At 67.1% G+C, this 23,068-nt stretch carries 22 protein-coding genes; 4 read left to right on the top strand and 18 right to left on the bottom strand.

From position 1 onward, the window contains the following. Positions 1–8 precede the first annotated feature (8 nt). From KEC56_RS03305 to KEC56_RS03345, 9 genes are all read right to left on the bottom strand, one after another. Entirely contained in the window at positions 9–734 is a 726-nt protein-coding gene (locus tag KEC56_RS03305) for an SGNH/GDSL hydrolase family protein (RefSeq protein ID WP_227529798.1), read from the bottom strand. Next, entirely contained in the window at positions 731–1,891 is a 1,161-nt protein-coding gene (locus KEC56_RS03310) for a DUF5005 domain-containing protein (protein WP_227529799.1), read from the bottom strand. Before KEC56_RS03310 ends, KEC56_RS03305 begins: the two co-directional genes overlap by 4 nt. Before the next feature lie 102 nt (positions 1,892–1,993). Continuing rightward, complete coding sequence (locus KEC56_RS03315) at positions 1,994–4,108, bottom strand: glucosidase family protein (protein ID WP_227529800.1); 2,115 nt, start codon at positions 4,106–4,108, stop codon at positions 1,994–1,996. Positions 4,109–4,118: 10 nt separating this feature from the next. Beyond that, on the bottom strand, positions 4,119–4,928 hold the full coding sequence (locus KEC56_RS03320) for a carbohydrate ABC transporter permease (protein WP_227529801.1): 810 nt from the start codon (positions 4,926–4,928) through the stop codon (positions 4,119–4,121). Between the two features lies 1 nt (position 4,929). Next, the gene (locus KEC56_RS03325; protein ID WP_227529802.1) at positions 4,930–5,805 is read right to left on the bottom strand and encodes a carbohydrate ABC transporter permease; all 876 of its coding nucleotides are present in this window, start codon (positions 5,803–5,805) and stop codon (positions 4,930–4,932) included. Between the two features lie 8 nt (positions 5,806–5,813). Next, the gene (locus tag KEC56_RS03330; protein WP_227529803.1) at positions 5,814–7,082 is read right to left on the bottom strand and encodes an ABC transporter substrate-binding protein; all 1,269 of its coding nucleotides are present in this window, start codon (positions 7,080–7,082) and stop codon (positions 5,814–5,816) included. Positions 7,083–7,125: 43 nt separating this feature from the next. Next, positions 7,126–8,937 carry a class I mannose-6-phosphate isomerase gene (locus KEC56_RS03335; RefSeq protein ID WP_227529804.1) on the bottom strand — a complete coding sequence of 604 codons (1,812 nt, stop codon included), beginning with the start codon at positions 8,935–8,937 and terminating at the stop codon, positions 7,126–7,128. Beyond that, on the bottom strand, positions 8,934–9,791 hold the full coding sequence (locus tag KEC56_RS03340) for an ROK family protein (protein WP_227529805.1): 858 nt from the start codon (positions 9,789–9,791) through the stop codon (positions 8,934–8,936). Before KEC56_RS03340 ends, KEC56_RS03335 begins: the two co-directional genes overlap by 4 nt. 91 nt (positions 9,792–9,882) lie before the next feature. Continuing rightward, positions 9,883–10,902, bottom strand: coding sequence for a LacI family DNA-binding transcriptional regulator (locus KEC56_RS03345; RefSeq protein ID WP_227529806.1), 1,020 nt, complete (start codon positions 10,900–10,902; stop codon positions 9,883–9,885). Between the two features lie 238 nt (positions 10,903–11,140). Here KEC56_RS03345 and KEC56_RS03350 point away from each other — a divergent pair, with 238 nt between their 5' ends. Further along, positions 11,141–11,446 carry a hypothetical protein gene (locus KEC56_RS03350; RefSeq protein ID WP_227529807.1) on the top strand — a complete coding sequence of 102 codons (306 nt, stop codon included), beginning with the start codon at positions 11,141–11,143 and terminating at the stop codon, positions 11,444–11,446. A 190-nt stretch (positions 11,447–11,636) separates the two neighbouring features. Here the strand turns inward: KEC56_RS03350 and KEC56_RS03355 are convergent, their stop codons facing one another. Beyond that, positions 11,637–13,088: an HNH endonuclease signature motif containing protein gene (locus KEC56_RS03355; RefSeq protein ID WP_227529808.1), complete on the bottom strand. Its 1,452-nt coding sequence runs from the start codon at positions 13,086–13,088 to the stop codon at positions 11,637–11,639. A 108-nt stretch (positions 13,089–13,196) separates the two neighbouring features. Here KEC56_RS03355 and KEC56_RS03360 point away from each other — a divergent pair, with 108 nt between their 5' ends. Then, complete coding sequence (locus KEC56_RS03360) at positions 13,197–13,688, top strand: pyridoxamine 5'-phosphate oxidase family protein (protein WP_227529809.1); 492 nt, start codon at positions 13,197–13,199, stop codon at positions 13,686–13,688. Between the two features lie 39 nt (positions 13,689–13,727). On the opposite strand, the gene KEC56_RS03365 is transcribed toward KEC56_RS03360, so the two are convergent. The 7 genes from KEC56_RS03365 to KEC56_RS03395 all read right to left on the bottom strand — a co-directional run bounded on the left by KEC56_RS03365 (position 13,728) and on the right by KEC56_RS03395 (position 19,569). Continuing rightward, positions 13,728–14,210, bottom strand: a complete 483-nt coding sequence (locus KEC56_RS03365) for a pyridoxamine 5'-phosphate oxidase family protein (RefSeq protein WP_227529810.1) — start codon at positions 14,208–14,210, stop codon at positions 13,728–13,730. A 148-nt stretch (positions 14,211–14,358) separates the two neighbouring features. Then, positions 14,359–15,708 (bottom strand): hypothetical protein, encoded by a 1,350-nt coding sequence (locus KEC56_RS03370; RefSeq protein ID WP_227529811.1) that lies wholly within the window; start codon positions 15,706–15,708, stop codon positions 14,359–14,361. Between the two features lie 112 nt (positions 15,709–15,820). After that, positions 15,821–17,344, bottom strand: coding sequence for an ATP-dependent DNA ligase (locus KEC56_RS03375; RefSeq protein ID WP_227529812.1), 1,524 nt, complete (start codon positions 17,342–17,344; stop codon positions 15,821–15,823). A 45-nt stretch (positions 17,345–17,389) separates the two neighbouring features. Further along, a complete protein-coding gene (locus KEC56_RS03380; protein ID WP_227529813.1) occupies positions 17,390–17,821 on the bottom strand; it encodes a type II toxin-antitoxin system VapC family toxin in 432 nt (143 codons plus the stop codon). Beyond that, complete coding sequence (locus KEC56_RS03385; RefSeq protein ID WP_227529814.1) at positions 17,818–18,054, bottom strand: FitA-like ribbon-helix-helix domain-containing protein; 237 nt, start codon at positions 18,052–18,054, stop codon at positions 17,818–17,820. The genes KEC56_RS03380 and KEC56_RS03385 overlap by 4 nt, the downstream gene beginning before the upstream one ends. A gap of 213 nt (positions 18,055–18,267) precedes the next feature. Further along, a complete protein-coding gene (locus KEC56_RS03390; RefSeq protein ID WP_227529815.1) occupies positions 18,268–18,537 on the bottom strand; it encodes a hypothetical protein in 270 nt (89 codons plus the stop codon). 36 nt (positions 18,538–18,573) lie between these two features. Continuing rightward, positions 18,574–19,569 carry an SDR family NAD(P)-dependent oxidoreductase gene (locus tag KEC56_RS03395; RefSeq protein ID WP_227529816.1) on the bottom strand — a complete coding sequence of 332 codons (996 nt, stop codon included), beginning with the start codon at positions 19,567–19,569 and terminating at the stop codon, positions 18,574–18,576. A gap of 73 nt (positions 19,570–19,642) precedes the next feature. On the opposite strand from KEC56_RS03395, the gene KEC56_RS03400 reads away from it, so the two are divergent. Continuing rightward, the gene (locus KEC56_RS03400) at positions 19,643–20,209 is read left to right on the top strand and encodes a TetR/AcrR family transcriptional regulator (RefSeq protein WP_227529817.1); all 567 of its coding nucleotides are present in this window, start codon (positions 19,643–19,645) and stop codon (positions 20,207–20,209) included. A 78-nt stretch (positions 20,210–20,287) separates the two neighbouring features. On the opposite strand, the gene KEC56_RS03405 is transcribed toward KEC56_RS03400, so the two are convergent. Continuing rightward, entirely contained in the window at positions 20,288–22,405 is a 2,118-nt protein-coding gene (locus KEC56_RS03405; protein ID WP_227529818.1) for a GmrSD restriction endonuclease domain-containing protein, read from the bottom strand. A gap of 177 nt (positions 22,406–22,582) precedes the next feature. Here KEC56_RS03405 and KEC56_RS03410 point away from each other — a divergent pair, with 177 nt between their 5' ends. Beyond that, on the top strand, positions 22,583–23,062 hold the full coding sequence (locus KEC56_RS03410; protein ID WP_227529819.1) for a hypothetical protein: 480 nt from the start codon (positions 22,583–22,585) through the stop codon (positions 23,060–23,062). Positions 23,063–23,068 lie beyond the last annotated feature (6 nt).

The following is a 23,068-nucleotide window of genomic DNA, read 5'->3' on the forward strand; positions in this document are numbered from 1 at the left end:
TCGCAGGCTCAGGACGGCGGCCACTGCGGATGCCGCGCCACGGCGACCCGGGCGGTGAGATCGGTGATCACGCGCGAGCCTTCGAGCTCGAGCCCCAGCGAGCGAGCAAGCTCGAGGGCCATCGCGGCGTGCCCGTCCGCGTTCGGGTGGAACGCATCGCCGAGCAGGCCCCACGGCATCCCCTCGTTCCCCGGCCCGGTGCCGACGGAAAACTCCGCGAACAGCGCGAACTGATCGACGAGAATCGTCTCCTCCGCGGCCGCGACGGCGCGCATCGCCTCCGCGAACTCGCCCAGGCGCGCGCGATCCGGCGCGTGCGCGAGATCGGCGAACGGGGGTGTCTGCAGCACCGGGATCGCACCGAGCTCGCGCACTCGTGCAACGAAGGTCACGAGATCGGCGGCGAACTCGGCGGGCGAGACGACCGGGTCGACCCACACCGTCGAGCAGTCGTTCGTGCCGATCATGAGCGTCACGACGTCCGGGCGCCAGGTCGCGACGCGGCGGTCGAAGTCTTCGAGGATCAGCGGGATGCGCCATCCGGAGATCGCCGTGTTGATCACGGCATCCTGCACCCGGCCGAGGTCACCGCGGATCAGCTCGTGCAGGTGATCGACGTAGTTTCGCGCCCCGCGCGTGTGCAGGAGCCCGTGGGTGATCGAGTCTCCCGTCATCACCCAGGTGAGCGGCCGCTCGGCCCCCAGCAACTCCTGCAGCTTCGAAGTATCGCTCATCCGCCCACTTTCAGTTCCACGTCGATGAACCGCGGCCGATAGATCGACGCGTCGTCGTACACGTCGCCGACATTATCGAACGTGTTGACGTTGTACGTGACGAGGAGCCGGTTGCCCTTTCGCAGGTTCGGATGCTCGTGAGCGTTGTACGTGAAGACGTCGGCGTCTCCGTAGCTGCCGGCGAGCCCCGTCTCGGGCGTGCGGTACACCTCCACCGGTTCAGAGAACGGTCCCGTGGGAAAGCAGGAGGTGCGCGCCACGATGCGGGTGCTGAACAATTCGGACGTGGCCTGTGTGATCAGCAGATACCCGTCGCGGTACTTCGCGACGCTGACCTCGTTGGCGACGTACGGCACGACGGGAACGGCATCCGTTTCGCCGGAGACCCAGTCGGTGCCGTTCCAGAACGACCAGTCACCCGCGAGGGCATCCTTGCCCGTGGTGCGTGCAACATAGGAAGAGCGAACGCCCTCGGGGTCGGCGACACCGTAAATGTAGGTGTACCGGCCCTCCTGGAGGGTCCACGAGCCCCAGTTGATCCCCGTCGCCGACGGCAGGTCGACGATCGACTCGAGCTGGAGCGAGTCGCCGTCGAGCGTTGCGAGCCGGTTCGCGACCCACTGGAAGTCGAAGCTGCCGGGTCCGGTGCGCTCGAACTGCAGCAGCGGAACCTGCACCGTCTTGTGTGGGCCCTCCGCCGGGTCGCCGATCCAGTACCAGCGGCCGTCGGGCTCGGGCGGGATGATCCCTGCCGGCTCGTCAGGCGTGCCACCCGTGATCGTCGACAGCCCCTTGCTCGTCTGAACCACGACGGAGTTGTTGACGAACGGGGAATCGGTCGGCCGCGAGCCGTCGGGGTTCACCGTGCCGAGGAAGGTGTCGGAGAAGAACCAGCCCGTCCGCCCGCCCTTCAGCGGAAGCGTGTACGTGCTGTCACCGCCGGTCCACGCGCCGCCGGTCTCCGCGTAGCTGGTGAACTGGTCGGTCAGCGTCTGATTGACGGATGCCGTCGCCGTCAGCGTCTTGCCCGCCAGCGAGCACTGGCCGTCCCCGTGCCCGGCCGGAGCGACGGTCGCGCTCGCCGGAGCCGCGATGAGCGCGCTCGCCAGCAAGGACGCCGCGGTCACTGCTCCCGCGATCGTTCTGATGTTCTTCATGACCACTCCTTCGTGTTCGTCGGTACTGCAGTACTCGCCATGGCGAGGTCGATGGGAGGAAAGTGGTCGATCCGGGCGTTCAGAACGACCGTTTTCCTCCCATCACGGCGCTTCGGCTGCCGTCACCTGGCCATCCGCGTGGACGTCGTAGGCCGCGCCCGCGACGCGGAGGCCGCGGAGGACCGCCGACGGATCGAGCGCGGACACGCATCCGGATGCCGTCACCGTGCCGTCCAGCGCCACATCCACCCCGAACAGCGACTCGATCACCAGCTCGATCCAGGCGCCGGATGACGAGCACGCCCAATCGGTGATGTACGGCAGCTGCGGCGGAGCCTTGCGCGCGCCGCCGCCGATACCGGGTACCGCTTCCTCCACGAAGTGCGCCTGCCCCATCGGCCCCTGGTTCGCGGTCTGCGCGAGGCCCGCGATCCAGTCCGTGAGGACTTCGGGTGCTCCGAGTGCCGCGAGGGCGCGACCGGCATCCGCGGGCCAGGCGGGGTAGGCACCGTTCCACTGATGGTCGGGGCGCACGCTGTAACTGGCATCCGGATCCCATGGCGACAGCGCCCGCATCCAGTTCTCGGTCTGCAGCTCGCGCTGGAAGAACTCGACCATCTCGGCGCGGATGCCGGGCTCGAGGTCGCCGGCGATCGTTGTTCCGACGACGCTGAAGTCGTAGCAGTGCCGCACCGGCAGCAGGGTGCCGTCGGGTTGACCGGCGGCGAAGATCCCTTGCCCGGGAAGGTAGCGCGAGACGATGGAGGGCAGCAGGTCGTCCGCTGAAGCGCGCAGGTCGGATGCCGTGGCATCCTGCCCTTGGGCCGCCACGAGGTCCGCGGCGGTGCGCATGTTCCAGACATTCGCCGCGTTGAGGCTCGCGACCTCGTGCGTGTACGAGCTCACGCACTCCAGCAGGTTGTCGATCTCGCCGTAGTCGGCGAGCTCCGTATCGCGGCGCAGCGCCTTCCATGCGGTCGCCCACTCCTGCACCGACTCGGCGATCGTGGCATCGCCGACCTTCTCGGAGAGGAAGTCCAGGTCACCGGTGAGCCGCACGTAGTCGTGCACGAGCCGGATCATGGCGTAGTCGTTGACCGAGTACCAGCGCCCGACCGGGCCGCCGGTGATCGACGAGGTGCCGAAGTGCGAGTGGATGTCGAGCGAGATCCAGTGCCGGATCTGGTTCCGCATCTCGGCGGGATCGAGCAGCGCGTGACTGAAGGAGCTCAGGCTGTAGTCCCAGATGAAGGTCGTCGTGCCCCAGTAGTTCGGCATGAGAGTGTCGTACGACCGGCCGAGCACGTTGCCCTCCCAGTCGCGGCGGAACCAGATCACGCCGAGCGCGGCCCACCAGTAGATCCGGCGCAGCGGTTCGGATGCCGTTTCCAGCACCGGCAGTGCACCGGAGAACTCTCCGTTCCCGGGGGTGAAGGCAGCGGTGAGCTGGCGGTTCCAGAACTCCTCGGCCGCGGCGACCGCTCCCGGCACGTCGGCGGCGACCTTCGCGTAGGTCTCGCGCGCAGCATCCGCCGATGTGCCGATCGCGTGCACGTATCCGGTGCGCGCGGATCCACCCGCCGCCACCTCGAGCACCACCGAGAGGTCGCCGCCGCGGCCATTGCCGCCGATGCCGATCTCGAATTCGGCGGGCAGGGCCGCCACCCCGCTCAGCGCCGCCTCCCCGTCGACGAGTCCCTGCACGCTCCACGCAGCGGCATCCGCCGATGAGAACTCGATCGTCTCGCCCGCGACGGTCGCGGCATCCGTGCCCGAGGGCGACTCGGCGTCCAACCAGGCGGAAGCCGACCGTGTCACGCGGGCCGCGGCCGAGAGACCGATCTCGACGGTGCGAGCAGATGTCGACGAGACGACGATGTCGATGGCGACCGCCGCCGATCCCGGAACGCACACCGTCGTCGTCTCGATCGTCAGATCGCCGAGGACGCCGCGCCGCACCACCCGGTCCGGTCGCCACTCGTGCGTGACCGGCACGCCGTACGAGGCGAACAGCCGTCCGTCGACGAACAGCACCGCGGTCTGCGTGAGGCCCTGCGAGACCGGCGGGAACTGCACGGCGGACAGCGCCGTGAGATCGTGATCGACGCGCACGGTGCCCAGCATGTTCGTGAGCCCGGCGGGCGCGACCATGTCATCGAAGTGGTGCGTGATCGGGTCTGCGGAGAGGTCGTCGACGGTGGGGATGAGGGGAGTCAAGAGTTGCCTTTCAGTACTGGCCGAGGGCCAGGCCCTTGCTGAAGAACTTCTGTGTGCACAGGAACAGCACGACGGTGGGCAGCGAGACGATCACGGCCGCGGCGAGAACGGTCGACATCTGCGCGCCACCGTAGGTGCTCTGCATGCCCGACAGGGTGGTGATGATCGGGCGGATGTCGTCGGACTGGCTGAGCGTGAGGCCGAGCAGCAGATCGTTCCACACGAAGGTCGCCTGCAGGATGAAGATCGCCACGAGCGCGCTGGATGCCATCGGCAGGTACATGCGCGTGAAGATCTGCCACGTGGTTGCGCCGTCGAGCACCGCGGCCTCGAACGTCGAGTGCGCGACCCCGGTGAAGAAGTTGCGCATGACGAAGGCAGAGAACGGGATCGAGATCACGGTGTAGATGATCACCATCCCGATGCGGGTGTCGAACATTCCGGTCCGGGAATACGCATCGAACAGCGGCAGCAGGATCATCTGCAGCGGGAACACCGAGCCGCCGAAGATCACGACGAACCAGGTGAACCCGTGCTTGAGCTTCAGGGCGACGATCGCGAAGCCGGCGGCGGCGCCGACGAGCACGGCGATCGTTGGCGAGATGATCGCGTAGAGCAGGGTGCTCACCACGCTGCTGCCGAGGCCGGACAGCTCGAACGCGGCGGCGACGTTCTCGAACAGGTGGAAGTCGGTGGGGATCCACGACTGCTTGGACGTGAACGTCACCGGGTCCTTCATCGCGTTGACGATGAGCAGGTACGCGGGCAGCAGCCAGACGATCCCGAGGACGACGAGGATGCCGTAGCGGAGGGCCTTCATGTCACATCTCCTTCTTCGGCGAGAGCTGCTGGCGCAGGTACATCACGGACGCGACCAGCGTGATGACCGTGAGGAACACGGCGATCGCCGACCCCAGGCCGTAGTCGCTGTTGACGAACGTCTCCTTGTACATGGTCAGCGCGAGGGTCTCGGAGACCGTCCCGGGCCCGCCCTTGGTCATGCCCCAGACGATGTCGAACGTCTTCAGGCTCGCGACGATCGAGAGCCCGACGACGACCGCGGTGAGCGGGCGCAGCATCGGCCACAGCATGCTCGTGAACAGGCGGATGCCGTTCGCGCCGTCGATTCGGGCCGCTTCGAGCGGCTCCTTGGGGATCGCCTGCAGCCCGATCGTGAACAGCAGCGCGTTCATGCCGACGCCCTGCCAGGCGGCGGCGAAGATCATCACGACGGTGTTCAGCGGAGCATCCAGCAGCCAACGAGGGGGATCCATGATGCCGAAGGCGGCGAGGGCCTGATCCAGCGCACCGCCCGACGACAGGATGAACGACCACACGACGCCCACGCCGATGCCGGAGAGGGCGTAGGGGATGAGGAAGGGCAGGCGCAGCCAGACGCCGCCGCCGAGGTTCCAGGTGAGCAGCGCCACCGCGAGGCCGATTCCGACCGGGATGATCAGCGTCCCGATCACCCACAGCACCGTGTTCAGGGCAGAGGTGAGGAAGTCGCCGTCGGTGAACATCTCGACGTAGTTGTCGAACCCGATCCAGTCGGGGCTGCCCAGGCCGTTGTAGTCGGTGAAGCTGAGGTAGATCGTCCACAGCAGGGGCAGGTAGAGCAGGACCGCGATGAGCAGTACGCCCGGGGCGATGAAGCCCCGGGCGGACCACTGGTACGGCGTCTTCTGGCGCGCCATCGGACCCCTTACTCCTGCTCTGCCCAGTACTTGTCGGCCGTGGCCTGGATCTTCTCCAGGAACGGCACCGGGTCACCGGGGTTGGCGTTGAACGCGCCGAACTGCTCGATCGCGGTGGTCACGACCGCGGTCGGCATCGCCTCGAAGAAGCGGTCGTACAGTTCGTAGTCGTCACCGGCGATCGCCGTGCCGAGCTCGGCGAGGGCAGGGTCGGCGACGGTGGCCTTCGGGTTGAAGGCGACATCGCCGTGGGCGTCGTTCCAAGCGCTCTGCGCGCCGTCCGACATCCACCACTCGGAGTACGCGAGGCCGAGGTCCTTCTGCGAGGAGCTCTCGGCGACGCAGATGGGGCCCGACTCGACGGCGACCGGCGTCTTCTCGAGGTCCTCATTGACGGCGGGGATCGCGAACATGCCGTAGTCGTCGGTGCTCATGCCTGCGCCTTCGAGGTTGCCGGCGTAGAACGTGCCGAAGTCGATCATCGCGAAGTCGCCCTGCTTGAGCGCGACGGCGGGATCAGTCGAGCTGCCGGCGTCGCTGAACCAGCCGTTCTCGTGCTCATCGAGCCAGATGTTCATGATGTCGACGATCTCGGGGTCGGTGTACTTCACCTCGCCCGTGGTGAGTCCTGCGTACAGGTCGGGATCGCTCGAGGCGACGAGGTGCTGGAACCACTGGAACGTGAACAGCGTGCTCGTCTGGTAGTACGGCGTGACGCCCGCAGCCTTGAGCGTCTCAGCCGCCGTGTTCAGCTCGGTCCACGTCGTGGGCACCTCGATGCCGTTGTCGGCGAAGGCGGCCTTGTTGTAGAACATCACCCAGTAGGCGATGTTCATCGGCACGCAGTACTGCTTCCCGTCGAATGTGTAGCCGGCGGCGAGATCCTCGCTCACCCAGCCCTCATCGATGGCCTTCTTCCAGATGTCGGTCGTCTCGGCGACGAGACCGTCATCCACGAGCTCCTTGAGCGACTGGCCGGTGTGCCAGGTGAACAGGCCCGGGGATTTGTTCGTGCGGAACGACTGCTTGATGAACGCGTCGTACTGGTTGGCATCCGAGTAGCCGGTCGTCTTCAGGGTGATGTCGACGTCGGATCCGCTCGTCTCGTTGAGGGATTCGAAGTCGGGCTTCCACGCGGCCTTGTCCGTGTAGAAGTCGAGCGTGCCGGTGGTCTCACCGTCTCCGCCCGATCCGGACCCGCCGGAGCAGCCGGCCAGGGCTGCTCCGGCCAGGACGAGGCCGGTGACGGTGATGGCGATCTTGCGTCGCGAGATCATTCGGAACTCCTTCGTTCGTGCTGTGTGCTGGTGGTGGGTGTCTTCAGTTGTCGCTCGTGCGGGAACCCCGCACGTAGGCCTTCAAAGTTGCGAATCGCTCGCTCTGGGAGCGCTCGGTCCGCTCGATCCGGTAGGGGCCGACGGACGCCGGGATGATGAACGTCTCGGCGTAGTGGACGACGAACGGCGCGAATGCGCCGGTCGGGCTCACGACGCGTGCTTCGTCGCCCTCCACGAGGTTGAGCACGTTGACGGTGCCGTCGGTGTCGTGGTCGGCTGCCTGGCTGAACCAGTGGCGACGTGTCTCGATGAACTCGAGTTCGTGCAGCCCGGTGCGCTCCTCGATCACGTCACCCTCGGTGCGGAGGGTCTCGACCTGGTCGATGAGGTTCTCGTCGACCCACTCGGTATCGCGATCCCACTGGATGTTGCGGATGCCGTGATCCAGATGCACCGGCCGCGGGATGCCGTCGAGCCCGACCCGGCCCCAGTCCCACAGTTTGAAGGTGAAGGTGGAGGGGGTGGCGGAGATCTCGAGCACCATCGAGTTGGCGCCGGAGCAGTGGATCGTGCCGGCCGGGATCGCGAAGTGGTCGTGCTTGCGCGCCGGGAAGGAGTTGATGTACTTCTCGGCGGGGAAGGGCGCGCCGCCCTCTTGCGCGGTGTGGAGGTCGTCGACCATCTGCTGCTGGTCGATACCGGTCTTCGTGCCGAGGTACACCACGGCGTCATCGTCTGCGTCGAGCAGGTAGTAGCTCTCGTCCTGCGTGTACGCCATGCCGAAGGTGTTGCGGATGTAGTCCTGCAGCGGGTGCACCTGCAGACTGAGATTGCCACCGCCCATCGTGTCGAGGAAGTCGAAGCGGATCGGGAAGTCCGCGCCGAAGCGCGAGAAGTTCTTGGCTCCGAGCAGCTCGACCGGCTGCGCGAACACGAGGTCGATCGACGGGATCTCGATGACGCCGCCCTCGCCCTCCAGCAGCAGCGAGTTCTCCTCGGGCACGCAGTCGAAGCACCACGCGTAGTTGTCCTTCGCCGGATCGAGACCGATGACCTTCTTCATCCATTGGCCGCCCCATACTCCGGGGTCGAAGAACGGCACGACGCGGAAGGGTCGGGTCGCGGCATCCTGCATGGCCTGGCGGAAGGCGGCACCGGTGATCATCCCGGCATCCGGAGAATCGGGGTGCGGCTCGGCCGGGGCGATCGCGTTGCCGTCGACGACGAAGTCGACGGTGTCGAAGAGGGAGCGCTTGTGGCGGTCGGCCGTGCGCCACTCGACGTAGAAGCCGCGCTTGTACTTGCGGAGGCCGTCTTCGTTCGCGTTGTCGGCACGCCAGTTGGTGGCGCCGGCGCGCTGGCGCAGCTGGATCTCCCAGCGGGCCATGTCGACGATGACTGTGGTGGGGCTCTTGATCCTGTCGGCGAGCAGGCCGGCGCCCCAGCCGATGACGACCGTCTTCCCGGTGAGCGTGGTGGCCATCTCAGAGAGCTTCGCGTCGTCGTAGAAGTCGCTGAGCGTGAAGTGGCTCATGACGCCGAGGACGCGGTCGTCGGTGAGGTTCGGGGCGATCAGCTGCTCGATCTCGGCGACGGGGCGGGCGGCGTCCTCGGCGTCGACGATCGTCCAGTCGGGGAGGGCCGCGCGCACCTGCGCGGTGAGCGCGGGGATGTCGACGCCGGGATAGGTGTCGACGAGGAGTGCGCCGCCCCGGGATGTCGCGGTCTCGGCGGCGGTCTGCCAGGCGGCTGATCCGCGGACGATCTTCTCGCCCGCCGGCAGGTCCACGGTGGGCTGGGTGTCGTAGCGGCCGCGTTCGGCCTGGTCGCGGGTGTCGCTGGTCGGCGTGCTCAATGCTTCTCCTGGTTCTGGTTGCGCGCGAGGGAGCTCAGCCCCCGCGCGACGGAGTACTCGGGTTCTGGGGGCACGACGAAGCGCGGTGCGGTCATCGACGGCCAGAGATGTTCGCGCACGTAGGTTTCAATGGGTGTGCGCACGGCGTCACCCGCGCGGAGGATGCCGCCCGAGAGGATCACGACGCCCGGGTCGTACAGGTGGCAGAGCGTGACGACGGTCGCGCCCCACACCCGCAGGAACTCGTCGCGGATCGCAGCGTGGTCGTCCGTCTCGAACAGATCCTTGACGGTTGCCTGTTCAAGCGCCCACGACGACGCCAGCGCCTCTCCGCACCCGACGTTCCCGCACGGGCACACGGGGCCGTGGATGTCCGTGGTGACATGCCCGCCGAGGATGCCGGCGTGCCCGGTGACCCCGCGCAGAGCTGCGCCGTCGATCATGGCTGCGGTGCCGATTCCCGTCCCCAAGGTGACGAGAACCGCGTCGCGCTCGCCGGATGCCGACCCCGTGGACGTCTCACCGATCAGGGCCGCGCGGGCGTCGTTCTCGACGACGGCGGGCAGGCCGAAGTTCTCGTCGGACCAGGCCCGCAGGTCGAAGCCGTTCAGGAACTCGTACTTGTCGTTGGCATGCAGCATCCGTCCGGTTGCCGGATCGACGACGCCGGGAACGGCGATCCCGACGGTGGTCGGCGCTCCGGTGCGCTCTGTCAGCGCTCGGGAGGTCGTGACGGCGGCGTCGAGATCTGCGGCGGTGCCGGTGACCGCGATGCGGTCGGATGCGAGGATGTCGGCGCCCTCGATGACGGCGAGCTTGATCTCGGTGCCACCGAAGTCGATGCACAGCTCCATCGCCACACTCCTGTCTGATCGATTGGTAACGTTACCAACGGTTTGCGAAGGTGTCAACATCTCCTCGATCTCGGCAGGCGAAACGCGACCGCTACCGCAGATGCATCCTCAGCTCGACCGGCAGTTCGACTTCGCGCACCGCGCCGCCGTCGGCGTCCAGCCGGTCCAGAAGCAGCCGGGCGGCCGTCCGGCCCAACTCCCGCGGATCGTGGTCGATGACGCTGATCGGTACCGGCGACAACTCTGCGAGCTCGAAGTCGTCGAAGCTCATGATCTCGGGGTAGTCCGAAGCCGGTCGCACCCCGGTGCTCAGCTGTCGGTTGATCTCCTTGAGCGCACCGATCGCGTTCCGGTTGTTCGCGCAGAAGAGGGCAGTGGGCGGGTTCTTCATCTGCAGCATGGCGCGGGTGGCTTCGCGCGCCTGGTCGACGGTCTGCTGCCCGGCGGCGACGATGTCCTGGTCGATCGGGATGCCGCGCTCGTCGAACGCTCGGACGAACCCTGCGTGCCGGCGCTGGCCGGTGAAGATAGAGAGGGTGTTGCCGAGGTATCCGATGCGGGTGTGTCCGGCGTCGAGGAGTGCGGTTGCCCCTCGCTGGGCGCCTTCTTCATCGGCGAGGACGACGCTGTCGGCGTCCAGTCCGTCGATGCGCCGCGATGCCTGGACGACCGGAACGCCCTGCCGCTGTGCATCGGCGAGGTGTTCTGGCGCATTGCTCGCCGGCACGACGACGAGCCCTTCGACGCGTCGGCCGAGGAAGTCGCTGACCAGTGCGTTCTCGCGCACGGCATCTTCTGACGTGTTGCCGAGCAGGATGCGCCGACCGGTCAGTGCTGCCTCCTCTTCGACGCCGAGCGCGAAGGTGCTGTAGTACGGGTTGGCGATGTTCGTGATGGCGACGCCGATGAGTCCGCTGGAGTGTCCGGGGCGGATGCTGCGTGCGTTCTCATTGCGGTGATAGCCGAGTTCGGCGACTGCCGCGAGCACTCGCTCCTGCACGTCGGGCTTGACGTTGAGGCCGCCGGAGAGCGTCCTCGAGACGGTCATCGGGCTCACGCCGGCGTGCTGCGCGACCTCTTTGATGGTCGGGCGGTGTGCCCGTGCGGTCATGCCTGCCTCCAGCCCTGCTGCAGGGAACGTTACCAGGCGCCGCGGCGGCGCATGCTGGATGACTTGGGCCGGTTACGGACGACGAGAGCCATCGAAGTTGTGGCGGCCCATCGAGGTACGGCTAGCCTGGACGGCGTGAGCGGCGGAGGGATCCCCATGGGATGGCACGGGGGGCGAACGGATCGGGCGCTGGAGCCTTCGATTGGACGCGGCATACTGCGCGGTTCTCGGCACTGCCGTGGCGTTCGCCGCTCCCGTTCTGACCGACGCTGTGCGACTTCCGGTGTGGACGTTGATCGCGCTCGGCGTTGCTGTCATCGCGTGGGCTGCACTGATTCTGGTCATGATGGCACGGATGCCGTCGCGTTCCGTGTTGCGGGTCGTCATGGTGGTGAACCTCCTCGCCGCCGCGGTGATCGCGGCCGTGTCCGGCGTCGCGGCGACGGTGCTCGTGGTGCTGGCCATCCTCGCGATTGCAGTGGACGTCGCGCTGTTCGCGGGCAGTCAGTTCATTGCGCTGCGACGCCTGCGACCTGTCGCGTAGGTCTGCGCGTGGCGGCGCATGCCGGATGCCTTCGGTGGGCCCCTGGGGCGTCCGATCTCGATGCGGGATGCCGTCCGGGGATGCCGTCCGGGGGTGGCATCCCGCATGCTGGCGCATCCCGCATGCTGGCGCATCGTCGTGCCTGGCGCATCGTCGTGCCCCCGAATTTCTCCGCCTCTTCAGCCCCGGCTTACCCAGCCGGGCGGAATCTTCGCGGTGGCGGGTCGTTTCCCGCCCAGGCATAGGTGAGCGGAAGGCGTTTCCTCAGGACTATCGTCGTCTCGCCCACGTTGTCGCCCGGCTGATGAAGGACGAAGTCGCCCTTCGCGTCGCGGGTGATGCGCCATCCGTGGTGGTGCAGGTTCATGTGATGGAACCGGCACAGCAGAATCCCTCGATCGATGTCCGTCCGTCCGCTGTCCGCGCTCCACTCGTCGATGTGATGCGCTTCGCAGTAGGAGGCGGGCCGTTCACATCCTCGCCACATGCACCCGCCGTCACGCAGCGCCAGCCCGATGCGCTGTCGCGGAGTGAACAGTCGCTGTTCGCGGCCGACGTCGAGGGGATTGCCGCGTCCGTCGACTGTGACCGGTGCATATCCGCTCTCGCAGACGTGCTGATCGGCGACGGCGCCGGGCAGAGTCACCAGGCCGTCCTCGGTGTGCGCCATCACATCATCGACGACGCGCACGAGTCGCACTCCGGCTTGTCTGGTTCCGAACACCGCCTCGGCATCGGCCAGTGTGCCGGCACGCAGGACGTCGAGGAACAGATCGTATGTGAGCTGGTCGTTGGTCCGCTCATCCGCCGTGAGATCGACGGCACGCTCGCTCTCCGCGGAGTCGATGAAGCGCGGTCCGCCCATTCGCGGGCGCAGAGCATTGTCGCGCATAGTCTGCGCCAGCAGCCAGCCCTCGTCGTCGAAAAGGAGTGATCCGCGCCGGTTGCCATCGGCATCCATCCACAGCCGAACGCTGCGGCGCTCGAATCGCTCCAGGAACCGGCGATGCGCACCGTCGGGGTCGAGTCGATCACGCACCGACCTGGCTGTCTGCCGCAACTCGTCCAGCGTGACCGTCGCGGCTTCGGCGATCAACTGCTCGGCCGCGAGCGCCCAGGCGTCCGCAGCTGCTTCTGCCACGGAAGTATCAGCACCCTCCGCAACCACCGGCTCACCGAGGCCCTGCCGGATCGCGTCGATCTGCACTGCAGTGATGGTCTGCTCGAGCAGCGCCGCGCCCAGCGCAGCATCCCATGCCGGCGGCGGAGTATCAACGGACGTCTCGGCGATCGGCTCCGGCACGCGCAGCAGTGATTCGCCGACGCGCACCTTGCGCGCCGCATCCGCCTTGCCCGCACCTGTGAGTTCTTGCACGAGCGACACGGCGGTGCGATGCCCGCGCGACTGCGCGAGGCCGGAGTGGCCGGCATCCCGCGTCGAACGTGCGGCGATCACACCGACGGCCGCAACCTGCGCGAGTTCAGCGCAGCGCATCAATGCGGCCGCCGCCTCGGCCAACGTGACGGCGTCCGTATCGCTCAGCAGAGCGACGTGATTCGCGACATCCTGCGTCTCGACGTCCGTCCCGAGCACCGCTACCAGCGCTGTCGCGCGGTCGGTGATCTCGGCTGCGAAGGTCATGTTTCCAGTATCGCGAGGGCCACCGACATTCGAACAAAAAAACGAACAAGTGCTGCTGGCAACGATGGACACTTCACGTCCTACGGGATGCCGAGTACCGTGTGCGCCATGGATGAGGACCTCTTCGCACACGCGCGTGCCATCGTCGACAGCATCCGCTACCTGACGCTCGCGACCGTCGATGCCGATGGCAATCCGTGGAGCACTCCGGTCTACTTCGCAGCCGATGACGGTCTGGATTGCTTCTACTGGATGTCGGCCGAGACGTCGCAGCACTCGCGGAACATCGCCGCGCACCCCGCGGTCGGTCTCGCCGTATTCGATTCGACGGTGCCGCCGTCCTTCGGTCGCTGCGTGTATGCGAGCGGTGCCGCCGACGCGCTGACCGGCGACGAGCTGCGGTCGGCGTTCGACCTCTATCCGGGGTCGGAGGAGCGCGGCGGATCTGCGATCACGGAGGCCGAGGTCACCGGAGCCTCAGCATGGCGGCTTTACCGCGTGCAGGCGTCGGAGCTCTGGGTGCTGTGCCCGCGAGATCCGCGTCAGCCGTGCGAACGGCACGGACGCGCCGACGACCACCGGGTGCGCCTGCGAGGATGACGCCCGAGTCACCGCCGCAGGATGCCTGACCGACCGACCTCAGAGGTCGACTTTGCCGCTTTCGCCGCCCTCGTAGCGCTCGCCGGTGACCTTCGCCTTCACGAAGCTGAAGGCCGTCGCGAGCTTTCCGCCCGGGCTGTCCCAGTACTCGGCCGAGTCGGCGCTGAATTTCAGGACGCCGACGTCGAGATCGTCGGGCCCCTCGGGGAACCAGGCATCGACCATCGGGTTCCAGAGTTCTGCGATCTTGTCGCGGTCCTCGACGAGCCGTGCTGTTCCCGAGAGCGAGACCCAGGCATCGTTTGAGCTCAGTGAGACGTTCGCGCGGGAGTCAGCGGCGAGGTCGCGGATCGGTGATGAGGTCTTCGAGACGAGGAACCACAGATCGCCGTCGAACTCGGCTTCCTGAACGGTGAGCGGGTGGGCGACGAGCGTGTCGTCGTGGTTCGTGACGAACATCGCGAAACGGAACTTCTTGACGAGTTCTGCGACCTTGGCTCGGTCATCGGTGGTGTCGCTCATGGCGGTGGGCCTCTCTCTTCGGTTCGGCTGTTCCGGACAACCGTGCATCACCGATGCCCACGGTAGAAGGGGGTTGAAAGCGCGGCGCCATCGCGTTAGCGGCTAGTGGTTCCGATGAGCGTGAGAGTCGCCTCCCGGAGCCCCGCGTCTACGGAGTGCTGCACGCCCCCGCAGCGACGTCTACAGCGGCCCATGACGGCAGCAGTTCGACAGTGCGCGTCACATCGTCGAGGTATGCCGGTGCCGGCCCGTTCGGAAGAAGGAACGCGGTCGTCGAAGTATCGCCCTGGGTGATGCAGGTCGGTGGGATCCACGGAGTGGGGGACAACGCCAGCACGAAGACCCCGATGACCGTCGCGAAGGGGAGCGCACGCAACACGAACGTGCGGAGTCCGAAGAGCAGATCACCTGCGCGATTGATGAAGTGGATTACTGAGATGCTCGGCTTCTGGCCGCGACGCGCGGCCCGAGATTCGATTCCGAGGGCGATGCGCAGGGTGCGAGCTTCGAAGTATGCGCGTTGGAAGGGCTTCGTGAACGCTTTGTCGCGCTTCTTCCAAACTCGTTTCCGAAGCTTGCCCGCCCGGCGCTCCAGTTCTTCTGCCCCGTCACCCAAGGTGACTCGGTGCCCCTCATGCTCGTCGGCAACGATGCTCGTGGCGTTCGACCAACGCAGTAGCTGGAGGCGACGCGCGAAGCGGAGCCAGCGGCTCAACTGCCATGGGATGGTGAACACCAACAGGACGGCATAGACGAGATAGGCCGCACCGGCGGTGACGACGAGATTCCAGGGGAACGGAGACATGGCGATGCAGCCCATCGCGCAGACGACGGCCACGGAATACATCGCGATGGCCCTGCCCGTAACGAGGTCGTCGCCGATCCCGATCTGCGGAAGAGTGTGGATCGTGAACAAGAAGGAGACCACCGCGAGGACGCCCAGTCCAAGCGCTGGCGAGCCGAATACGCTGCCGGCGAGGATCATCGGCAGGTCGCCGAAGCTCAGCGAACCCGCGACCTGCTGTACCGTCGAGACGATCTCGGGCAGCGGCGGGAAGAGATCGGCATCCTGCCACGCTTGAGGGGGAATCGATACACCGATCAGGCGCATCAGAGACAGTACGACCAGTGCCATCGTGCCGCCGAATACTGTTGCGGCGAGCCTTCCCGTCGGTGCGATCGTCCGGACCGGCGGGGTTTCGGTGAGCGTCGCCAGTGCGCTCATCCCGGGGATGAATACGCTCTTCTGCGGGAAGACGCCCTCGGAGAGCGATTCGTTCTGCTTGCCGCCCGCGCGGGGCCTGTGGAGCGACCATCGGATGACGTTGCCATCGCGGCTTGTGCTCCATGTCAGGACGATGCGGTCGCGATTATTCTGTCCCTGGAACTCCAGTTCGCCAGTGGTGCGCTGCGGCTGCGCCACGAGACCGTAGTCGATGAAGGCATGGCGCTGCAGCAACTCAAGGTCATCGCTGAAGCGAAGGGCCACATCGTTCACGGTTCGAAGCTATCGAGTTGCACCGACATCGCGCCCCCGGCACTCCGGCGGGCTCGGCATCGATGGTGCAGGTGGTGCGGAGCTGGATGACGGTCTTGAAACGGGGACGGCGTCACTCCCGCAGCAGCGCGCGCAAAGACTGGATCGTATCCGCCTCGACCGCGGTCTTGTCCGGCCGGTACCCCTTGACGCGCGCGAAGCGCAGCGCGAGGCCGCCCGGGTAGCGCGGTGAACGCTGCACTCCGTCGATCGCGATCTCGACGACGAGTTCGGGGCGCAGGAGGACCGCATACTCGGAACGCGACGTCTCGTACGAAGCGAACGTCTCGGTCTGCCAGGCGAGCAGCGCATCGGTGAGCCCCTTGAACGTCTTGCCGACCATGACGAAGCCACCCGGCTCGCCGAACTCGCCGTCGGGGTCGCGGGCGCCGAGGTGCAGGTTCGAGAGCTTGCCGCGGCGGCGCCCCGATCCCCACTCGGCGCCGAGAACGACGAGGTCGTAGGTGAGGACGGGCTTGACCTTCACCCAGGACTTGCCGCGACGCCCGGCCGAGTACGGCGAGTCGATCGCCTTGACGACAACGCCCTCATGGCCGGCGGCGAGGGCCTCGCGTGAGACCTCCTCCGCCGCGGACGGCTCGGACGTGACGACGCCCGGCATCCGCCAATCACCGGCGACGCGGTCGAGCTCTTCGAGCCGCGCCGAGAGGGGCTCGTCGAGCAGGTCGCGTCCGTCGACGTGGAGCACGTCGAAGAACCAGGGGCGCAGCGCGATCTCGCGCGAGACGTCGGCGCCGAAGCGCGACATGGTCTCTTGGAACGGGCGCGGTCCGCCGTCTTCGTCGAGCGCGAGCGTCTCGCCGTCGAGGATGAGGTCGTGGGCGGGCAGGGCGCGCACGATGTCGACGATCTCGGGCACGCGATGGGTGATGTCGGCGAGGCTGCGGGTGTAGACGCCGACGTCGTCGCCGTGGCGGTGCACCTGGATGCGGGCGCCGTCGAGCTTGTATTCGACGGATGCTTCGCCGGTGAGCTCGAGCGCGGCGCTCGGTGTCGCGGCGGTGCCGGCGAGCATGGGCAGGACGGGTCTCAGGACCTCGAGGCTCACGTTCTCGAGGTCCTCTGCCGTGCCGGTCAGGGCGAGCGCGGCGGTGGCGCCGAGGTCGCCGGACAGCATCGCCGCCCGTCGCACGGTTGCAGGCGGACGATCGGATGCTTTCGCGATCGCGTCCAGCAGGACACCGCCGAGCGCCCCGGTGCGGAGCTCGCCGAGCATGGCGCGGGCGAGGAAGTCCCACTCGTCCGCCGTGGCTGCGCTCGCGAGAGCACGCAGCGTCTCTGATCGCGCGCCAGCGGATCCGGCGCCGGAGGCGTGCGCGAGCTCATCGAGCGCTCGGTCGACGTCTGCGATCGTCAGGGTCGCGTCGGTCGCGTGCGTGACCTCCAGCGCTGCGATACCGCGCCAACCGACGCCGAGGCGCCCCTGCCGCGGCGAGGCGAGCAGCAACCCGATGAGGGCCGGCAGCTCGTCGGGCGCAGCATCCCGCAGCAAACGAGCGAGCGCGTCGATCTTCGCCAGGCGCGACGTGGTCGCCGCGACCTCGCGCGTGGTGTCGACGAGCTCCGAGAGCTTCATGGAGAGATTGTCGCACCGGGGTCGGACGTTCGGGTGGGTGATCGCTCACGGGCGTGCGGCGTCGGCATCCCAGGGGTTGATCACCGTGATGTCGATGCCGTCGAAGTCTCTGGTGTTCCTCGTTGCAAGCGTGGCTCGCGCGTGCTCGGCGATGGACGCGATCTGCGCATCGGCGATGCTGATGGGGCGGCCGAGACGGTTGCGGTGACCGATGATCTCGCCGTACTTCAGCGCGGCGACGGCGGTGAAGGCGAGGATGCGATCGTCGAACCCGCGCAGTGCCGTGATGAACCCCGACTGGAGCCGGGTGCGCTGCTTCCCCTCGGGCAGGTCGGCGATGCCGGCTGCGATCTCGGCGACGGTGACAGATGTCGTCCAGACCTCACCGCGGGGGATGCCGTCGAGCCAGGCAAGGACGGCGGCATCCGGGCTGGGGCGCATGAACTCTGAGACGACGTTGGTGTCGAGAACGATCACGGCAGGTCGATCGGTTCGGGGAAGTCGGCCCGCGGCGGGATCTCGGGAAGGCCCGCTCCCCCGAAGGCCTCGGCGAGGAAGGTGCCGAAGCCGCGTTCACCGTCGGCCGTCTTCGCCGCCGCGGTGAGGATGCCACGAACTTCCGCTTCCATCGACCGTCCTTCACGCGCCGCTCGAACCTTGAGTGCACGGATCACTTCATCATCGAGTCCGCGGACGGTGATCGTTGACATGGCGGCGGCTCCTGACTGCGTTGCTGTCAATGAAGTCATGGTACGCCGCCATCAGCCGATCCGAGAGTGGATGCCGAAATATCTGATCCCATGGGCAACACGATGCGGCACCGAGACCCACGGCAGGGTGCGTGATCACATCAACCGGGGACAAGGCGGGCGGCTTGCCCGATGTGGAGGGCGAGTGCCCGAGCCGCAGCCGATCTCGGTGTCTCAGCGAGTGACGCCGATCGGATAGCTGTAGACGTCCGTCTCCTCGACGCGGTGCACGGGTCCGTGGTCGATGAGCCGCTGCAGCACGAGCTCGCGCTTATCCATGGCCCAGTCGGGAGCGACCTCACGCCATCGTTCGGCGCTGGGAAAGTACGTCGCGTAGGGCTTCACGCCCCAGCCGCCGTCGAAGTGCAGTCCTCGATCTCCCTCCCAGTAGAAGACCTGCTCCTTCCAGCGGAACTCGATCTCGTACTCGGGGACGGGAGGCATACCAAGACGGTAGCGCGGGCGTGGGGAGCGGGGCCCCTACTGCACCGACCACCCACCATCCGACGCGAGCACCGCACCGTTGATGTTCACGGCGTCATCGCTCAGCAGGAACGTGATCGACGCAGCGAGGTGCTCGGCGGTCGCAAGCGACGGGATCGCCTGCTGGAACGGCGCCAGCCGCGCAGACCCGGCTTCGGACATCTGAGGCGGCATCGGGATGCCGGTGGCCACGCCGCCGGGAGCGACGGAGTTCACGCGGATGCCCTTCGGCCCGTACATGAACGCCGCGGACTTCGTGACGCCGATGATGCCGTGCTTGCTCGCCGTGTAGGCGTTGCCCGACGCGTTGCCGCGCAGGCCCGCCTCGCTCGAGACGTTGAGGATCGAGCCGCGGCCCGCCTTCTCCATGAGCGGGAGGACGGCGCGCATGAGTTTGAACGGCGCGGTGAGGTTGATGGCGATGACGCGGTCCCACACGGCATCCGTGGTCTCGCCGGCGGGGGAGAAGTCGTCGTTGATGCCGGCGACGTTGGCGAGAGCATCCACTTGGTCGCCGGCGGCGGCGAGCACGGCGTCGATCGCGTCCTGCCGGGTGAGGTCGCCGGCGACGGTGATGACGTCGGGAAACTCGCTCTTCAGGACATCCAGCTTCTCGGCGGCGATGTCGGAGGCGATGACGCGTCCGCCTTCGCGGGCGATACGGGATGCCGTGGCCTTGCCGATTCCGGATGCCGCACCCGTGACGATCACGGTCTTCCCCGTGAAGCGTCCGGGGGTGATCTGCTCGACCCAGCCGGTCGCTTCAGTGGCTTCGGGGATCTCGCCGCCGTTCGCGGCGCGGACGAGGTCGTCGACGACGGACTGCGGCATCTGCCCCTGGCTGAGGGTGACGAGCTGCTGCAGCGGCAGGCCGAGCACGTGGGTGAGGGATTCGGGGTCGGCGCCGGACTGGGCGAGGAGTCCGCGGACGAGCTCGCCGCCCGTGGGGTCTTCGAGCCATTCGCCGATGGTGGAGTGTGCGGTCAGTGCCATGGTCCCTCCTGCAGATCGTTTCGCGACGGTGCGTCTCGTTATAGATCAGTGTACGCCTCGATACGCTCAGTGGATGCCTCGTCCTCGCAGTGAGAAAGCCCGCCAGTCGGTTCTGGCGGCGATGCGTGCCGCGCTCGCCGCGGACGGCTACGCCGCCGTCACGATCGAGGGCCTCGCCGCCGAGGCCGAGGTGTCGAAGCAGACGATCTACCGCTGGTGGCCGTCGAAGGCGGAGATCCTCGGGGAGGCGCTGCTCGAGGGCGCGCTGCCGATGCCTTCGCTGCCGGTCACGGACGATCTGGCGGCGGATCTCCGCGCCTGGTTCTCGGCCATGTCCGTTCAGGCCGGACACGGGACGAGCGTCGAGGTCGCGCGGGCGCTGATCGCGGTGACCGCGACGGATGCCGAGCTTGGCGCCGCCCTCAACGCGAAGCTCGCTGGGCCGATCATCGAGCAGATCGTCGCGCGGCTCACGACGGCGCAGGCCGCCGGCGAGGTGCGGGCGGACGTGGATGCCGCGGCCGTCGCCGACCAGTTCATCGCGATGTCGTCGTACGCCGCGCTGCTTGGCAGGCCGCTCGATGAGAAGCGGGTGGATGCTGTGGTGGATGGGCTGATGCGTGGGATCCGGATGCGTTGACCAGCGGCTCCCGAGGTCGGTGTGGCCCGGGAGCCGATCTGGCAAACCCCGGGAGAAGCCTGTTATCGACTCAGCGCGTCAGCCCTGCTGCAGCAATTGCTCCCGCAGATCGTTGAGCGACGGTCCTCCCTCGACTTTCCAGAAGTACCAGGCGTTACCGCTGCGTCCGCCGCGTACTACCCGCGCCGCCGCTGCCGGAGAGCTGTATGTCTTCCCGTCGTAGAGCATCTGGCCGCCGGCAAGAACCGTTCCGCATGCGTCAGGCCAGCGGCCATCCATGCAGACCAGCGCGGTGCCGACCGCGAGCAGACCCGCGTCGACCAGATTCGCGTACGACGTCGTCGCCTTGCTGAAACGCACGACGCGATCTACCGTCTTGCCTTCGTGGCCCGCAGGAACGGGCCACGTCGACAGCAGTGCATCGATCAGTTCGTCCGTCCGCCGCGCGATGGACGCCTCGTCCCATCCGTCCGCGGAGGACGTGACGATCGGCCGGTTCATCAGGAAGGCATCGTGGCGCTCGAGTGCAGCGCGCTTCCCGTCCTTGCCGAGCCACGCGCCGTTCGAGACGGAGGCGTTCAGCGATCCGGTCAGCAGGGTGAGGTTGCCGAGCCGGTGCACGACATCGTCGCGCTCGGCTTCGGCTGCGGCATCCATCACCGGCCAGTGGGCGCGCCAGCTGCGCGGCAGAATGTGCTCGACCTGGTGCTTGTCGCGATGGATCCGGATGCCGGTCTTGGACGGTCCGCTCGAGGTGTAGCCGCGGTACCAGTCCTCGACGGCCTGCAGCAGCATGCGCTGCATCGGCTGGGAGAACCGCCGATAGAAGTGCATCGAGCGCAGCGTCGACCGGAGCTCCTCGTCGCCCGGCCAGTATGTGCTCGCGGATTGCAGGCTGGTGAGGTAGTGCTGCACGCGATCCACGACGTCGGCGTCCGACGCTCCGCGCACCGCCGCGATCATCTCGGCCGCCACGCGCCCGAGGTCGCTGCTTTGAAGGCGAAGCAGGCGGCGTCGGATGATCCAGCTCTCGACGGCGTCGATCACAGCTGCGACGGTGGTCGGACGATACGAGGTCTCGGGTGAGGTCAGCCACAGGATGATCGGCTTGGTCATCTCGACCTGAGCGACGCTCATGCGGTACAAGTGCAGCGCGGCGCGATCGAGATCGGCGTGCGAGTCCGCCGCGATCTCGGTCAACTGCTGATACGTCGCGGCCTGTGCGGTGATGAGATCGAGAAGGGCGGACATGGAGCGCCCGGCCTCGTGCTCGGTGAAGAACTTGAACCGCGCGAACGTCGACCTCGGGCTGATCTCCTTGCCGACCTGAGAGACGAGCCATTGGCCGAGAAACAGGGCGCTGCGCGTAGTCGCAAAGCGACCCACGCTGACTTCTGCCTCCCAGAACTTGGTCTCGAACGGCCAGCGGCGATACGCCTCGATCGTGTCCTGGCCCTCTGCCTTCAGGCGCTGGAAGACGTAGTTCTTGATCAGATCCGCCGCCGTGAGCGGAGTACCACGGGCGTTGAGGGTCTCGAAGATCTCCTGCGAGTCCTCATCCGGAGCGAGACGGATGATCACGAGTTCGAGGGAGTGCTGCAACGACATCGCGAGGGCATCCGCGCGAGCCGTGATGTTCTCGGGGCCGGCGTCGAGCCATGCGCCGATGTGCGAGGTGAAGTACTCGTGCGCTCGCGCGATGAGAGAGTCTCCGTGATCCAGGTGCGCGTAGTCGATGGGCGGCTCGGCCAGCATCACCTCATCGAAGGCCGCGCGGTCGCGATTGGTGTGGCGGAGCTTGAGGCGCGAGTCATCGTGTCCGGCGAACATCGCGTCGTTGTGCGTGAGAAAAGTGAGCCGTGCCGCGAGCGCTGAGGCATCGCGTTGCTGGAACGCGGCAGCTGCGGCATCGAGCGCGATCTGAAGCGTCGTGAGGCGCTGCTGCCCGTCGACGATGTGGAACTCCTGCACGCCGACCGGGCCGGCCTCGGCATCCTGCGTGACGACGGCGCCGAGGAAGTGCTTCGCGGATACTCCGGGGCTGTCGAGCCGATGCTCGGTGATACGACGGATGTCGGCCCACAGAGGAGCCCACTGCTCTTCCTCGTTCCAGACGTACGGGCGCTGATAGATCGGCACCGTCAGGTGCTGCGGCATGCCGAAGATGCCCTGTGGCGTCGTCAGGTCGGTCTTCACTGGTCACTCCTTGCCGCCCTTGATCGCGTGCACGGGGGCTAACCGGATCTTAGTATCGCTGGACGAAGCAGATCCGGATGCGATCGTCCCGGCGGCGCGATCGCGCCGCCAATGCTCTGCTAGTTTCACGATTGAGCACCGCGATGATGGCCGGTGCTGATGAACCCGAAGGACCCCATGACGAAGTCACCCTTGAAGCTCGCGACCGCTCTCGTCTTCCTCTCCCTCGTCGGAACCGGCATTGTCGGATGCGGTGGAGAGAGCACGCCGGCAGGCCAGCCGAACGACTCCACAGCGAACGCACCGCAGACTGGGGAGGCCGCGGCGCCTGAGCCCGTGGACCTCACCGGAACGTGGAAGCAGACGAACTCGAACTCTCCGGACAGCTTCCAGGAAGCGACGATCACGGGCGACACGATCGAGGTCCAGTGGGTGGTTCCCGATCAGAAGTCGCTCTACTGGGCGGGGACCGTCGAGGTTCCCGAGGACGGATCTACCGACTTCACCTGGGACTCGGTGAACGACACCTCGAAGACCGACGGCGCGCTGCTGGCTTCGAGCGACGAGACGAAGACCTTCACGTACAAGGACGGGGAACTGTCGTACGAGGTGACCGCGCTGGGCACCACGATGACCGTGCGTCTGGCCCAGGAGTAAGCCGCG

The organism is Microbacterium tenebrionis, from assembly GCF_020682665.1.
GTDB lineage: Bacteria > Actinomycetota > Actinomycetes > Actinomycetales > Microbacteriaceae > Microbacterium > Microbacterium tenebrionis.

Excerpts from the sequence above, each read along its gene's own strand:
- KEC56_RS03305 (WP_227529798.1), bottom strand. The coding sequence starts at position 734 with ATGAGCGATACTTCGAAGCTGCAGGAGTTGCTGGGGGCCGAGCGGCCG.
- KEC56_RS03310 (WP_227529799.1), bottom strand. The coding sequence starts at position 1,891 with ATGAAGAACATCAGAACGATCGCGGGAGCAGTGACCGCGGCGTCCTTG.
- KEC56_RS03320 (WP_227529801.1), bottom strand. The coding sequence starts at position 4,928 with ATGAAGGCCCTCCGCTACGGCATCCTCGTCGTCCTCGGGATCGTCTGG.
- KEC56_RS03325 (WP_227529802.1), bottom strand. The coding sequence starts at position 5,805 with ATGGCGCGCCAGAAGACGCCGTACCAGTGGTCCGCCCGGGGCTTCATC.
- KEC56_RS03330 (WP_227529803.1), bottom strand. The coding sequence starts at position 7,082 with ATGATCTCGCGACGCAAGATCGCCATCACCGTCACCGGCCTCGTCCTG.
- KEC56_RS03340 (WP_227529805.1), bottom strand. The coding sequence starts at position 9,791 with ATGGAGCTGTGCATCGACTTCGGTGGCACCGAGATCAAGCTCGCCGTC.
- KEC56_RS03345 (WP_227529806.1), bottom strand. The coding sequence starts at position 10,902 with ATGACCGCACGGGCACACCGCCCGACCATCAAAGAGGTCGCGCAGCAC.
- KEC56_RS03355 (WP_227529808.1), bottom strand. The coding sequence starts at position 13,088 with ATGACCTTCGCAGCCGAGATCACCGACCGCGCGACAGCGCTGGTAGCG.
- KEC56_RS03360 (WP_227529809.1), top strand. The coding sequence starts at position 13,197 with ATGGATGAGGACCTCTTCGCACACGCGCGTGCCATCGTCGACAGCATC.
- KEC56_RS03365 (WP_227529810.1), bottom strand. The coding sequence starts at position 14,210 with ATGAGCGACACCACCGATGACCGAGCCAAGGTCGCAGAACTCGTCAAG.
- KEC56_RS03375 (WP_227529812.1), bottom strand. The coding sequence starts at position 17,344 with ATGAAGCTCTCGGAGCTCGTCGACACCACGCGCGAGGTCGCGGCGACC.
- KEC56_RS03385 (WP_227529814.1), bottom strand. The coding sequence starts at position 18,054 with ATGTCAACGATCACCGTCCGCGGACTCGATGATGAAGTGATCCGTGCA.
- KEC56_RS03390 (WP_227529815.1), bottom strand. The coding sequence starts at position 18,537 with ATGCCTCCCGTCCCCGAGTACGAGATCGAGTTCCGCTGGAAGGAGCAG.
- KEC56_RS03395 (WP_227529816.1), bottom strand. The coding sequence starts at position 19,569 with ATGGCACTGACCGCACACTCCACCATCGGCGAATGGCTCGAAGACCCC.
- KEC56_RS03400 (WP_227529817.1), top strand. The coding sequence starts at position 19,643 with ATGCCTCGTCCTCGCAGTGAGAAAGCCCGCCAGTCGGTTCTGGCGGCG.
- KEC56_RS03410 (WP_227529819.1), top strand. The coding sequence starts at position 22,583 with ATGACGAAGTCACCCTTGAAGCTCGCGACCGCTCTCGTCTTCCTCTCC.